The following is a 13,360-nucleotide window of genomic DNA, read 5'->3' as shown; positions in this document are numbered from 1 at the left end:
CTCTGTCTCCGTAGGTTCTTCACTGGTCGTCATCAGCCGTGCAGCCCGCACTCGGTCTTGCCCCGCCCGGCCCAGCGGCCGGACCGCGCGTCCTCGCCCTCCGCCACGCGGCGGGTGCAGGGGGCGCAGCCGACGGAGGCGTAGCCGTCCATCAGCAGCGGGTTGGTGAGTACGCCGTGCTCGGCCACGTACGCGTCCACGTCGTCCTGCGTCCACCGGGCGATCGGCGAGACCTTGACCTTCTGCCGCTTCTCGTCCCAGCCGACCACCGGGGTGTTCGCCCGGGTCGGGGACTCGTCGCGGCGCAGGCCCGTCGCCCACGCGTCGTACGCGGTCAGGCCCTCTTCCAGCGGCTTGACCTTGCGCAGCGCGCAGCACAGGTCGGGGTCCCGGTCGTGCAGCTTCGGCCCGTACTCGGCGTCCTGCTCGGCGACGCTCTGCCGCGGGGTCAGCGTGATGACGTTGACGTCCATCACCGCGTCGACCGCGTCCCGGGTGCCGATGGTCTCCTCGAAGTGGTAGCCCGTGTCGAGGAAGACCACGTCCACGCCGGGGAGGACCCGCGAGGCCAGGTGGGCGACGACCGCGTCCTCCATGGAGGAGGTCACGGCGAACTTCCCGCCGAAGGTGTCGACCGCCCAGCGCAGGATGTCCAGCGCGGAGGCGTCCTCCAGGTCGCGGCCCGCCTGCTCGGCCAGCTCCTTGAGGGTGGCCGACTTCAGCGCCGCGTTCTTGAGACTGGCGTCTTGAGTGGTGGTCATATCTCGTCCCCTCCCGCTGATCCCGCTGATTCCGCAGATCCCGTTGATCCGGCTGCACCGGACCGGACGCCCCGGGCCAGCAGCCCGAGGTACTTCAGCTGGAAGGCCCGGTTGCAGGCCCGGCACTCCCACGCGCCGTGGCCCGTCTCGTGGGGGAACAGGTCCTCGTCGCCGCAGTAGGGGCAGTAGAAGGGGGCGGCCCGCTCGCTCACGAGAGGCTCTTCTCGTCCGCGCGGGCGACCCAGGCCGCGAAGCGCTCGCCGTCCTCGCGCTGCTCCTCGTAGCACGTGACGACCCGCTCGACGTAGTCGGGCAGACCGGCCGAGGTGACCTTGAGGCCGCGGACCTTGCGGCCGAAGCCGGCCTCCAGGCCGAGGGCGCCGCCCAGGTGGACCTGGTAGCCCTCCACCTGGTTGCCGTCGTCGTCCAGGACCAGCTGCCCCTTGAGACCGATGTCCGCGACCTGGATGCGGGCGCAGGCGTTCGGGCAGCCGTTGATGTTGATGGTGAGCGGCTCGGCGAAGTCCGGCAGGCGGCGCTCCAGCTCGTCGATGAGCGAGGCGCCCCGCGCCTTGGTCTCGACGATGGCCAGCTTGCAGAACTCGATGCCGGTGCAGGCCATGGTGCCGCGGCGGAACGGGGACGGCTTGACCCGCAGGTCCAGCGCCTCCAGCGCCTCGACGACCGAGTCGACCTTGTCGGCCTCGATGTCGAGCACGATCATCTTCTGCTCGGCGGTGGTGCGCAGGCGGCCGGATCCGTGCTGCTCCGCAATGTCCGCGATCTTGGTCAGGGTGGCGCCGTCCACGCGGCCCACGCGGGGCGCGAAGCCGACGTAGAACTTGCCGTCGTTCTGCTCGTGGACCCCGACGTGGTCGCGCCACTGGCCGGAGGGCTGCTCGGGCGCGGGGCCGTCGGTCAGCTTCCGCTTCAGGTACTCGTCCTCCAGGACCTGGCGGAACCTGGCCGCACCCCAGTCGGCCACGAGGAACTTCAGACGGGCGCGGGTGCGCAGCCGGCGGTAGCCGTAGTCGCGGAAGATCGAGATGACGCCCTCGTACACGTCCGGGACCTCGTCGAGCGAGACCCAGGTACCCAGGCGCACACCGAGCTTGGGGTTGGTGGAGAGGCCCCCGCCGACCCAGACGTCGAAGCCGGGACCGTGCTCGGGGTGGTTCACGCCCACGAACGCGATGTCGTTGATCTCGTGCGCCACGTCGAGGAGCGGCGAACCGGAGACGGCGGACTTGAACTTGCGGGGCAGGTTGGAGAAGTCCTTGTTGCCCACGATGCGGCGGTAGATCTCGTCGATGGCGGGCGTGCCGTCGATGATCTCGTCCTGGGCGATGCCGGCGACGGGCGAGCCGAGGATCACGCGGGGCGTGTCACCGCAGGCCTCGGTGGTGGACAGGCCGACGGCCTCCAGGCGGCGCCAGATCTCCGGGACGTCCTCGATCCGGATCCAGTGGTACTGCACGTTCTGGCGGTCGGTGAGGTCGGCGGTGCCGCGTGCGAACTCCTCGGAGATCTCGCCGATGACGCGCAGCTGCTCGGTGGTCAGCCGGCCGCCGTCGATGCGGACGCGCAGCATGAAGTACTTGTCGTCCAGCTCCTCCGGCTCCAGGATCGCGGTCTTGCCGCCGTCGATCCCGGGCTTGCGCTGGGTGTAGAGACCCCACCAGCGCATGCGGCCGCGCAGGTCGTTGGGGTCGATGGAGTCGAAGCCCCGGTGGGCGTAGATCGTCTCAATGCGTGTCCGCACATTGAGACCGTCGTCGTCCTTCTTGAACTGCTCGTTGCCGTTGAGGGGCGTGTGGTGTCCGACGGCCCACTGTCCCTCGCCGCGGTGACGGCCGGTCTTGCGGCGCGCGGCGGCTGCGGCGGCGGGCGCGGGCGTTTCGGGGGTGGCGGCCATGGCGGTACGTCCTTCGTGGGCGGCTCAGGGCAGGGGCGGGTGAAGCGGGCGGGGTGGCGTGACCCCTGGTCGCTGAGCGGGTGCGGCTGATTGCCCGCGCTGTGCCGGGGTGACCGGAGAGCGGGGCGGAGTTCGGCCTTCAGGGGACTGCGATGATCGACACTTCCACGGCGACGATGCCGGGATTGCGGCGATGTGCGGCGGTTGCTGGTTCCGTCAGCACGCCGGACAGATGGCGCTGGACATGCGGCCGAGGTCGACGTGCCGCCGACTCACCAAGGCAATTCCAGCTCCATTCATGGCGGAAGCGTGTCATGGGCCGATTGGAGGAGTCCACTACTGTCCACGATTCGGACGAACTGGTCCCGCATGTTGGGACGGCGTGACGGGGGTCACGCGCGGACGCGGCAGGTGGGGCCTGCGGGGCGGCGTCCGGGGGCCCGCCCGCGGCGTCCCGCCGGGACGAAGCGGAAGGGGCGGAAGGGGCGGGTGAGGTCTCTGGCCGCGCCGCCGCGCGCGGCGGCCCCTCCCGCGGACGGGCCGCGCGAACCGGGAGGACGGGCCGCGCGGCAGGCGCCGTGACTACGCGCCGGGCCAGGGGCCCGGGGTCGGGGTCTCTTCCTTCTGTTCCGTCTCCGTCCGGAAGACCTTGAACCCGCGGCGCTGGTAGTTGCTCATCGCCGTCGGGCCGTCCTGGCTGCAGGTGTGGACCCACACCCGGCGGGTCGCCTCGCGCTCCGGCCAGCGCGACGCGAGGTCCCAGGCCCGTTCCACGCCGACGGTCAGCAGATGCCCGCCGATGCGGCGGCCGCGGAAGTCGGGGAGCAGGCCGAAGTACATGATCTCCACCACGCCGTCGTCCTGCGGGTCGAGCTCCACGTACCCCGCCGGCGTGCCGCGGTCGTACGCCACCCAGGTCTCCACGCCCGGCCGGTCGAGCTGTGCCACCCACTGCGCGCGGGTCAGCGACAACCGGTCGGTCCAGTGGATGTCGCCGCCGACCGAGGCGTAGAGGAAGCGGCTGAACTCGGGGGAGGGGACCTCCGACCGCACGACGGATATCTCCGGGCCCGCCGGAGCCGCCGGGACGAGGTCCGCCGGAGAGGTCATCTCCAGCGACCAGGTGGTGAGTGTGAGGGTGCGCATGCAGCTCAGGGAACCATGCCGGGCCGCGTCCGGCCCAGGCGGGCCCGCACCACCGCCGGGGCCGTCGAGTGCGGGAGCAGCCGGGCCGGGTCCTCCGGGCGGATCAGCTCCACCTCCACGTCCTGCGCGAACCGGTACGGCCGGTGCGCCAGGACCCCCGCGAGGTTGCGGCGCACGCGCGACAGCTCGGCCCGGACCGTCACGGTGCGGGTCGGGTCTCCGAACAGCTCCGCCGACAGCTCCGCCGCCGTGCACCCCCGTGGGCTCTCCGCCAGCAGGTACAGCAGCTCCGCATGGCGCGGGCTCAGCTCCTGCGACCAGCTCCCGGACGCCCCGTACACCGTCGCCGACCACGCACCGGCCCGGCTGAGGTCCAGTACGACCCGGGTCGCCGCAGTGGCCGCGGCGTCCTGCGCGATCCGCAGCAGCCAGCCGCCCGGCAGCGGCTCCGCCACGCAGTCGCCCAGCTGCGGCACCCACATCCGGCCCGGCGCGAAGTCCTTCGGCAGCGGGATCCGGTCCACCGGGGCCAGCCCCGTCACCGCGGCCGTCCAGCCGTGCAGGTCCACGGCCAGCGCCCGTCCCGGCAGCCCGGCCAGCAGCGGGGCCGCCACCGTCCGCAGCCGCTCCAGCGACTCCAGGTGCCGGATCCGCAGCTCCCGCTCCGCCAGCCGGGCCACCGAGCTCACCCAGGCCAGCGTCGCCGGGTGCATGGTGGCCAGTGGCCCGCTGACGTCGACCACGCCCAGCAGCCGCCCGTCCCGCGGGTCCCGCACGGGCGCCCCCGCGCAGGTCCAGTCGTGGTGGCTGGAGACGAAGTGCTCCGCCGAGAACACCTGCACCGGCCGCCGGGTCACCAGGGCGGTCCCCACCCCGTTCGTACCGACCACGGCCTCGTCCCAGTCCGCCCCGACCGTGAAACCGAGCCGGTCGGCCTTGCGCAGGATGGAGCTGTGCCCCTCCCGCCACAGCAGCCGCCCGTCCACGTCCGCGACGACCATGATGTGGAGCGCCCCGTCGAGCGCGGGCAGCAGCCCTTCCCGCAACACGGGCAGGACCTCCCGCAGCGGGGAGACGGTGCGCCGCTCCTCCGTCTCGCAGTCCGACAGCATCCGCGAGCGCGCGTCCCGGTCCGGGTGCACGCCGCCGGCCAGCATCCGGCGCCAGGACTCCGCGATCTCCGGGCGGGGCACGGCCGGCGGGCGGTCGCCGGCGAGCGCGGCCGCGCGCACCCCCTTGAGCAGCCGGGTGGCCTCCCGAGGGTGCATGGCCGAGATGCGTGCCACATCGACCGTCATGTCTGTGCTGTCGGCCACCTGAACCTCCCCGTGCGAACAGGACGTACGACGCCGGCCGCCCGGAGGTCCGCAGGTGCCCGGGGGGCCGCTTCCCCCGGCACGTCCGGCGGGCGGCTGCCGACTCAAAGGTTGCAACGGTATGCAACTCTCGCCAAGTCCCGATCGTCCGACCGAAAATGTCCGGACGCCGCCCGAGCGGCGTGACAGCTCCTCCTCGGGGCTTCGGTTCAGAGGTGGTGCCGAGTCGGCGCGGCGCCACCTCTGAGCCGGTAGACGGGCCCGGATCCGGCTCGGAGCGGTTTGGGGACCGCAGGGGAGCCCGACGGGGGTTCCTCCCTAGCCCGCGATCCGCGCCCGTTCCACGACCGCGCGCAGGTCCAGGCTGTGCGGCAGCGTGCCGAAGGCCGTGCCCCAGTCACCGCCCAGCCGCGAGGCGCAGAACGCGTCCGCGACCTCCGGCGGAGCCCAGCGGACCAGCAGCGATCCCTGCAGTACCAGGGCCATGCGCTCCACCACGCGGCGGGCCCGCCCCTCGATGCCCTCCAGATCGGCGAGGTCCGTCAGCAGGTCCTTGATGGCCGAGTCCAGCCTGTGGTCGGCGCCCCGGGCCAGGCCGACCTCCTGGAGGAAGGCGTTCAGCGCCTGCGGCTCCCGCTGCAGGGCGCGCAGCACGTCCAGGGCCTGGACGTTTCCCGAGCCCTCCCAGATGGAGTTCAGCGGCGATTCGCGCAGCAGTCTCGGCAGCCCGGACTCCTCGACGTAGCCGTTGCCCCCCAGACACTCCAGGGCCTCGGCCACCATCGGCGTACACCGCTTGGTCACCCAGTACTTCGCGGCCGGCACGGCGAGCCGCAGGAAGGCCTTCTCCTGTTCGGTCCCGGCGTCGTTGGCGGCGGCCAGCCGCAGCGTCAGGGTGGTGGCTGCCTCCGACTCCAGGGCGAGGTCCGCGAGCACGTTGCGCATCAGCGGCTGGTCGACGAGCAGTGCTCCGAAGGCAGAGCGGTGCTCCGCATGATGCACCGCCTGCGTCAGCGCCTGCCGCATCAGCGCGGCCGAGCCGATGACGCAGTCCAGCCGGGTCGCCGCGACCATCTCGATGATGGTCCGCACCCCGCGGCCCTCCTCGCCGACCCGCCGCGCCCAGGTCCCGTCGAACTCGACCTCGCTGGACGCGTTCGACCTGTTGCCCAGCTTGTCCTTCAGCCGCTGGATCGCGAAGACGTTGCGCGTGCCGTCCTCCAGCACCCGGGGCACCAGGAAGCAGGTCAGCCCGCCCGGAGCCTGGGCCAGCACCAGGAAGCCGTCGCACATCGGAGCCGAGCAGAACCACTTGTGCCCGGTCAGCAGGTACTCCCCGGACGCGTCCAGCGGCACGGCGGCCGTCGTGTTGGCCCGTACGTCACTGCCGCCCTGCTTCTCCGTCATCCCCATGCCGAAGAGCACACCGGCCTTCTGCGCGGCCGGCCGCAGCCCCTCCTCGTACACGTGCGAGGTCAGTCGCGGCTCCCATGCGGCCGCGATCGACGGATCGGCCCGCAGGGCCGGCACGGCCGCGTGCGTCATCGAGACCGGGCAGCCGTGGCCCGCCTCGGCCTGCGACCACAGGAAGAACCCGGCGGCCCGGCGCAGATGCCCGGACGGACGCCCCCAGGCGTCGGTCAGCCCGGAGCCCACCGCGTGCCCGAGCAGCCGATGCCACGCGGGGTGGAACTCGACTTCGTCGATACGGTTCCCGTACCGGTCGTGCGTGCGCAGTTTCGGAGGGTTGTCGTTCGCCTGCGCGCCCCATTCCTGGGCCTGCGCCGATCCGGCCGCGCGGCCGAGGGCGGTGAGCTCCTCCCGTACCTCGCCGAGGAGTTCGGGATCCGCGGACGCCAGGTGTCGCTCGATGCCCTCGGTCAGGGCCCGATCGCCGGTGAAGACGTCGTGGCCCACCAGCGGCGGGGCCTGGTTGCTGACTGTGTGGGTGGTGGCTGCCATGCGGATACCGTAAGGACGTGCAGCCAGCAAAAGAAACACCCGAGCGGATCCCAGGACGGCTCCACCGGGCCCGCGCCCTCTACCGCAACGTCTCGAAGCGGAAGATGGGCTGGCTGCTGTTGAAGGACACCGTCAACTCGTGTATCGAGTACCGCATCCTCGGGCTGGCGGCCGAGGCGGCCTTCTTCACCCTGCTCTCGCTGCCCCCGCTCTTCCTGGGCCTGCTGGGCCTGCTCGGCTACGTCGACGGGTGGACCGACACCCGTACGGTCGAGAGCATCGAGGAGAACATCCTGCGCGCGGTCGGCACGGTGCTGTCCGACCGCGGCGTCAACGACATCGCCAAACCCCTGCTGGACGACGTCACCCGCAGCGGCAGACCCGACCTGATCTCGCTCGGTTTCGCCTTCGCCCTGTGGTCGGGGTCCCGGGCCGTCAACGTGTTCATCGACACCATCACCGTGATGTACGGACTTGACGGTCATCGCGGCATCGTCAAGACCCGGCTGCTGGCCTTTCTGCTCTACGTCATCGCCCTGCTCATCGGGGCGATCGTGCTGCCGCTGATGGTGGTGGGGCCGGACGCCGTCGTCCGGCTGGTGCCCTGGGGGACCGAGGTGATCGCCGTCCTGTACTGGCCGACCGTGACCCTGCTGTCCATCGCCTTCCTGACCACGCTCTACCACGTGTCCGTGCCCGTGCGCTCACCGTGGATCGAGGACGTCCCGGGCGCGCTGGTGGCACTGGCGATGTGGGTGCTCGGCTCGTTCCTGCTGCGGATCTACCTCACCAACACCGTGGAGGGGCCGACCATCTACGGCTCCCTGGCCGCGCCCGTCGCCGTGCTGCTCTGGATCGGCATCTCGGCCTTCGCGGTCCTCGTCGGCGCCGCCGTCAACGCCGCCATCGACCGCGTCTGGCCCTCGGTGGCCACGGCGGCGGCGCGCGAGGCCAACGAGCGGGCCCGCGAGGCGGAGGCCGCGCAGCTGGTCGCGCGGGCCGCCGCCTGGCGGGCGATGGCGGAGGGCGAGTCGGAGGACGACGATGACGAGGGCATGCCGTCGGAGTTCCCGGAGCGCTGGTCGCGGTTCCTGCCGCCCGAGGACTACTCCTCGCGCCTGCGCAAGCACTGACCGGCCGGGCCCGGAGGCCGGTCGGCCCTCGGCCCCGTACGACGCCGACCAGCCGTCCGCCGGGAGTGGGACCGACCCGCGCCGGCGTCCTCGTCGACGGCATCGACCACCCGCCGGTCCAGCCCGGGTGAGGCCGCACGGACCACCGCCGCATAGGCTTCCGCCATGAACGACACCGCACACGCGATGCGGATCCGACCGGGTGGCCCGGCGGACGCACCGGCCCTGCTGGACATGCTCGACTCCGCCGTGGCCTGGATGAACGCCCGCGGCAACACCGAGCAGTGGGGCACGACGCCGTACTCGCAGCGTCCCGGCGGGCCGGAGCGGGTCGAGCGGTACACGACCGAGAACACCCCGTACGTCGCCGAGCTGGACGGTGTGCCCGTCGGCGCCCTGGTCCTGGACCACGGGCCCAGCCCGCAGCTGCCGATCGCGCCGGCCGGCGAGCCCGAGCGGTACGTGCGGCTGCTGGTCTCGGACCGGCGGCACGCGGGCCGGGGCATCGGGGCGGCGCTGCTCGCGCACGCCGCCGAGGAGACCCGGCGGGCCGGCGTCGCCCTCCTGCGGGTCGACTGCTGGGCGGGCGGTGGCGGCGAACTGGTCGCCTTCTACGAGCGCAGCGGCTTCGCCCCCACCGAGCGCTTCCTGTCCGGCGACTGGCCGGGACAGGTGCTGGCCCGGCGGGTCGGCCCGGCACGCGGCTGACGGCGCGGAAGCGAAGTGGCCCCGACACGGAAGCCGTGATCACGGACGCCTGCCGTCGGTGCCCTCATGCCCCCGCTGGTCCCGGAGGAAGGCGAAGGTCCACCACGGGGCACAGAGGGTTGGCCGGCTTACGAGGTGGCCTGGGTGCCGTTCGCTTCGAAGACGCGGCCGGTGGCGCACGGATGATCGGCGAACTGGTCCAGGTACCCGCCGGCCAGGCCCACCGTGTCGCCTTCCTTGGCGAAGAGCTTTCCTTCGGCGTCGTACACGGCCGTCTTGCCGTTCTCCTCACGGGCCGACCAGCCGTGGCCCCACGCGATCAACTCCGGCTGCGCGTTCTTGGCGGTCTTCACCCCGACACAGTTGCCGTCGGTGACCACGAGTGTCCCGGGAAGATGGGCGAAGAGCCCGGGGAAGGGGTCGTCGGCCTTTCGGGTCACGATCTGGGCGGGGGTCTTCCGGTGCGTGGTGGCCGCCGAGTCGGCGTTCGCCGGCTTCACCGCCGCGGGGGTGCCCCCGGCCTTCGGGTTCTCCGCACTCGCTCCTGCGCACGCCGCGGTCGCCGTGGCGACGAGCAGGCAGCCCGCGAGAGCGACCATGCCACGGAGGGCCCGACGCGAACTCCGTTCCACCGTCAGCGCTGCCCTGTCAGTGGCGCTGGTGTGCTGGTCAGGGGTATCGGGCATCGCGTCCCGCTCCTTCGCGTGATGTAGCCAGTCCAACATGACGTGTGCAAGGGGACACGGCCCGCACCGTCGCCGAGACGAACGGTGCGGGCCGCTGGTGCGGCTTCCGGCCAGAGGCCGGGGATTTTCACCCGGTTTCGAGGGAGACGCCCCAGGTGTTCAGGATGGTGCTGATGGGCACATAGTTGATCCAGCGCGAACACTGGATCAAACCGACGTTCGGGTCGGTGGAGCCGCACGAGTACGTCGAGGAGCCGGCGGTAAGGTCCGGGCCCAGCAGAATCCCTCGGGCCTGTACCCCACCGGTGACCTTCTTGAACATCGGTGCGCCACTGTCGCCCTGGCCGCCCATGATCTGTCCGGACGGAGCCGCGACCTGGATCACGCCGACGTTCGCTCCGTAGAGTGTGACGACGTCGCCGTCGTCGTAGACCGTGCCGCAGTGCTCACCCGTGCTCGCGCCCGAGGAACACACCGGGTCTCCGGGCCAGTTCGAGTACCAGTTCTTCACCACCGAAGTGGAGGTGCTCGCGTATCCGCCGCGGAAGATGCTCGGAGTGGTGGCGGGGGAGTTCGACGGGTCGATCAGCAGGGAATCGATGCCCGGGCTGTATGCCACGGAGGAGCCGCCGGGGGCGATGAGCTGCCCGGCACCGTCATAGACGGCTCCGTTGCCGGTGCGGTCGCAGTGTCCCGCGCTGATCAACCGTCCGGCGGAGCCGGCCAGCACGGCGAACCCGCTGGAACAGCTTCCCCCGGGGTGACGGGTTCGGATGCCACCCTTCCACGGCGGGGCGTCATTGCCCCGCGAGTAGCCGACGGCCGGCTCCACACCGAGCTTGAGCGCAACGTCCGGGATCCGGGCGGTCTCACGCAGCTCGGCCAGCCGTTCCTGGGCGACTGCACTGCGCGGACTTGAGGCGATGCCGACCGTGACCCCGCTGCCGTCGTCGTTGAGATCACTCCAGGTGATCCCCAGGCGGGCGCTTGCCGGGCTGTTCAGGATGCGCGTGCGCGCCGCCTCGGCCTCGGCGCGCGAGTACTTGGCTCCCCCGGTGAGTTCGACGGTCACGCCGAGCGGCTTGCTGGCCGCGTAGGCAGTCACATCGGCCGGCGGAGTGCCCTTCCAGAGCACCGTGATCGACCGATTCTTGTAGTCCGTCTGCTGACGCGTGAATCCACGCTCCGCACCCAGTTCGTAGATACGGTCAGCCACGACGGGCATGACATCCTCGGTCGGCGAGGCGGCGTCGAGGCCGACCGGCTCAGGGCCGGGCTTGACGGTCCAGCCGGCCCTGCCCTTCGGCACGTACGGGTCGTTCACGGCCTGGGCCGCCGCGTTCTCCTGCTGAGGCGCGGAGTCCACCCCGAACGCCGAGGCGGGGGCAAGCCCCAGACTCAGCGCCAGAACGGCCGCCCCCACCGCGAGGGTCCCCCCTCTGAGCTTCACGAAAGTACCTCCCCGTTGACGTCGAACAAGTGATCTCATTCGAACGCCATGCACCCTACACACCTCTAGCCTTCAGGGACATGCCAATTGTGCGAGCAACTCGCTTACCAGTAAGGGCAGTTCTGTGACTGCTTCTGTGAATCCACGCTGCGGATGGGGGCCGTCGACCTGGATACTGCGACCGCTCCGGGCGTGGGTGTACTGCGCTACGAACCGAGGAGTTCTCGCGCAGGACGTTGTACGACATGCGGCGTGACGCTGGTCCGCCCGCTGTCGGCGTGGTGCAGGTGAGCCCAGGATTTAATCGGTGGTGCCGTGTCCCGGGGTGGGGCTATGGTTCTGCTCGTTCCACGGCGCGGCTGGGTCGTTGCCGAGGACACCGTATGGATTCGTTGAGAAGAAGCAGGAGGTGAGGACATTGATGACTGTCACGGTGACGGGCTCTGCCCGCATTCAGGAGTTCATCGTTCCCACCCCTGTGGTCTCCGGCTGACACCCACACGATCCGCGCGCTCGGAGCGCGCCGCCGGGGCCACCCTTCGAAGGGTTCCCCTTGTCCAACGCTCCGCTCCACCCGTTTTCCTCTTCCGCGCTCCAGCACCCGCTCGCCGCCTACGGCTGGGACGGTGGCTGGGAGGCCGAGTTCGCCCCGTACGCATCCCAGGGCCTGGTCCCGGGCCGGGTCGTCCGGGTCGATCGCGGTCAGTGTGATGTGGCCACCCCTGACGGCGTCGTCCGTGCCGACACCGCTTTCGTCGTTCCCCATGACCCGATGAAGGTCGTGTGCACGGGGGACTGGGTCGCCGTCGATCCCGAGGGCAGTGATCCGCGGTACGCGCGGACCGTCCTGCCTCGGCGGACCGCGTTCGTCCGGTCGACGTCGTCCAAGCGTTCCGAAGGTCAGGTGCTGGCCACCAACATCGATCACATCGTCATCTGTGTGTCGCTCGCGGTCGAACTCGACCTCGGGCGGATCGAACGGTTCCTTGCGCTCGCGATGGCCAGTTCGAGCGGTGCGGCACTGCTGCGTACACCGGCCGACTCCTCGGAGTCGGGGGCGCAGCCGCTGGTCGTCCTCACCAAGGCGGACCTGGTCCCGGACCCGGTCACCCTCGGCCACCTGGTTCAGGACGTGGAGACCACCGCCCCGGGCGTCCCGGTCCTCACGGTCTCCTCCCGCACCGGGGAGGGCACCGACGTCCTCGGTGCGATCGTCGCCGACGGTACGAGCGTCCTGCTGGGCGTCTCCGGCGCGGGCAAGTCCACCCTGGCGAACGCGCTGCTCGGCGCGGACGCCATGGAGGTCCAGGCCACCCGCGACGCCGACGGCAAGGGCCGCCACACCACGACCACCCGCAACCTCCTCCTCCTGCCCGGCGGAGGGGTCCTCATCGACACCCCGGGCCTGCGCGGCGTCGGGCTCTTCGACGCGGAGGCGGGCGTGGGGCAGGTCTTCTCCGAGATCGAGGACTACGCCGCCGAATGCCGCTTCCACGACTGCGCCCACGAGGCGGAGCCGGGGTGCGCGGTGCTCGCCGCGCTGGAGTCGGGGGTCCTGCCGGAACGGCGTCTGGAGAGTTACCGCAAGCTCCTGCGCGAGAACCAGCGGATCGTGGCCAAGACGGACGCCCGGCTCCGGTCGGAGATCCGCCGCGACTGGCGGCTGAAGTCGGCAGAGGGCCGGGCGAATTACGCCGCCAAGCGTGGCGGCCGCGCCTGACCCGCCCACCCCGCCCCGGGTCGACCGGCCCGGGGCTCCCGTCTTCCCGGCCGGGCGGTCCGGCCGCGTCCTACTCCGCGGCCACCGCGCCGACCCATGCCCCCACCACCAACAGGCACCCGAACAGTTCCACCAGCACGCTCGTGCCCACCGCCCGCATCACCGCCCGCGTCGACGCCCAGGCCTCGCCGTGCCCGCCCAGGCGCAACCGCTCGCAGAGGTAGATGCCGCCCATGAATCCCGGGACGGCCCCCACCACGGGAACCAGTACGAAGCCCAGCAGCGCGCCGGCACCGGCGAAGGCCGCCGTCCGGGGGGTGGCCGGCAGCCCGTGCGTCCGCCGGGGCGGCAGCTGCCACTTCACCACCTGGACCACCAGCAGCAGTGCCGTCGCCGCGACCAGTAGGGACCACGCCAGCACCGACCGCTCGTGCAGGGCCCACCACATCAGCCCCGCCCACACCAACCAGGTCCCGGGCACCCCGGGCACCAGCACCCCGACGAGCCCGAGCAGCAACACCAGACCCACCAGGAGCAGCTGCGGCACGTCCACCCGCCCAGCG

The 13,360-nt window shown here is 71.6% G+C and carries 13 protein-coding genes; 3 read left to right on the top strand and 10 right to left on the bottom strand.

Annotated elements, in window-relative coordinates:
• Window positions 1-32: 32 nt before the first annotated feature.
• The 7 genes from AW27_RS06465 to AW27_RS06435 all read right to left on the bottom strand — a co-directional run bounded on the left by AW27_RS06465 (window position 33) and on the right by AW27_RS06435 (window position 7,100).
• Window positions 33-761, bottom strand: a complete 729-nt coding sequence (locus tag AW27_RS06465) for a phosphoadenylyl-sulfate reductase (protein WP_037915431.1) — start codon at window positions 759-761, stop codon at window positions 33-35.
• Window positions 758-973 carry a hypothetical protein gene (locus AW27_RS06460; protein WP_078555752.1) on the bottom strand — a complete coding sequence of 72 codons (216 nt, stop codon included), beginning with the start codon at window positions 971-973 and terminating at the stop codon, window positions 758-760. The genes AW27_RS06465 and AW27_RS06460 overlap by 4 nt, the downstream gene beginning before the upstream one ends.
• The gene (locus tag AW27_RS06455) at window positions 970-2,676 is read right to left on the bottom strand and encodes a nitrite/sulfite reductase (protein WP_037915434.1); all 1,707 of its coding nucleotides are present in this window, start codon (window positions 2,674-2,676) and stop codon (window positions 970-972) included. The genes AW27_RS06460 and AW27_RS06455 overlap by 4 nt, the downstream gene beginning before the upstream one ends.
• Before the next feature lie 139 nt (window positions 2,677-2,815).
• Window positions 2,816-2,992: a hypothetical protein gene (locus AW27_RS34540; RefSeq protein ID WP_157840138.1), complete on the bottom strand. Its 177-nt coding sequence runs from the start codon at window positions 2,990-2,992 to the stop codon at window positions 2,816-2,818.
• A 266-nt stretch (window positions 2,993-3,258) separates the two neighbouring features.
• Window positions 3,259-3,822, bottom strand: a complete 564-nt coding sequence (locus tag AW27_RS06445) for a GNAT family N-acetyltransferase (protein WP_037915436.1) — start codon at window positions 3,820-3,822, stop codon at window positions 3,259-3,261.
• Window positions 3,823-3,827: 5 nt separating this feature from the next.
• The gene (locus AW27_RS06440) at window positions 3,828-5,120 is read right to left on the bottom strand and encodes a GAF domain-containing protein (RefSeq protein ID WP_037917767.1); all 1,293 of its coding nucleotides are present in this window, start codon (window positions 5,118-5,120) and stop codon (window positions 3,828-3,830) included.
• Between the two features lie 336 nt (window positions 5,121-5,456).
• Window positions 5,457-7,100 (bottom strand): acyl-CoA dehydrogenase family protein, encoded by a 1,644-nt coding sequence (locus AW27_RS06435; protein ID WP_037915440.1) that lies wholly within the window; start codon window positions 7,098-7,100, stop codon window positions 5,457-5,459.
• Between the two features lie 17 nt (window positions 7,101-7,117).
• Here AW27_RS06435 and AW27_RS06430 point away from each other — a divergent pair, with 17 nt between their 5' ends.
• Together AW27_RS06430 and AW27_RS06425 are read left to right on the top strand one after the other, a co-directional pair.
• On the top strand, window positions 7,118-8,233 hold the full coding sequence (locus tag AW27_RS06430; protein WP_052029997.1) for a YihY/virulence factor BrkB family protein: 1,116 nt from the start codon (window positions 7,118-7,120) through the stop codon (window positions 8,231-8,233).
• A 165-nt stretch (window positions 8,234-8,398) separates the two neighbouring features.
• A complete protein-coding gene (locus AW27_RS06425) occupies window positions 8,399-8,941 on the top strand; it encodes a GNAT family N-acetyltransferase (RefSeq protein ID WP_037915445.1) in 543 nt (180 codons plus the stop codon).
• A 128-nt stretch (window positions 8,942-9,069) separates the two neighbouring features.
• Here the strand turns inward: AW27_RS06425 and AW27_RS06420 are convergent, their stop codons facing one another.
• Window positions 9,070-9,627, bottom strand: coding sequence for a hypothetical protein (locus AW27_RS06420; protein WP_157840139.1), 558 nt, complete (start codon window positions 9,625-9,627; stop codon window positions 9,070-9,072).
• A 127-nt stretch (window positions 9,628-9,754) separates the two neighbouring features.
• Window positions 9,755-11,077 carry a chymotrypsin family serine protease gene (locus AW27_RS06415; protein ID WP_157840140.1) on the bottom strand — a complete coding sequence of 441 codons (1,323 nt, stop codon included), beginning with the start codon at window positions 11,075-11,077 and terminating at the stop codon, window positions 9,755-9,757.
• 553 nt (window positions 11,078-11,630) lie between these two features.
• Here AW27_RS06415 and rsgA point away from each other — a divergent pair.
• A complete protein-coding gene (gene rsgA / locus AW27_RS06410; protein ID WP_037915457.1) occupies window positions 11,631-12,797 on the top strand; it encodes a ribosome small subunit-dependent GTPase A in 1,167 nt (388 codons plus the stop codon).
• Between the two features lie 70 nt (window positions 12,798-12,867).
• Here the strand turns inward: rsgA and AW27_RS06405 are convergent, their stop codons facing one another.
• Entirely contained in the window at window positions 12,868-13,350 is a 483-nt protein-coding gene (locus AW27_RS06405) for a DUF456 domain-containing protein (protein WP_037915460.1), read from the bottom strand.
• Window positions 13,351-13,360 lie beyond the last annotated feature (10 nt).

Source organism: Streptomyces sp. PCS3-D2, from assembly GCF_000612545.2.
Classification (GTDB): Bacteria; Actinomycetota; Actinomycetes; order Streptomycetales; family Streptomycetaceae; genus Streptomyces.
This window is presented reverse-complemented; position numbering and strand designations above follow the sequence as displayed.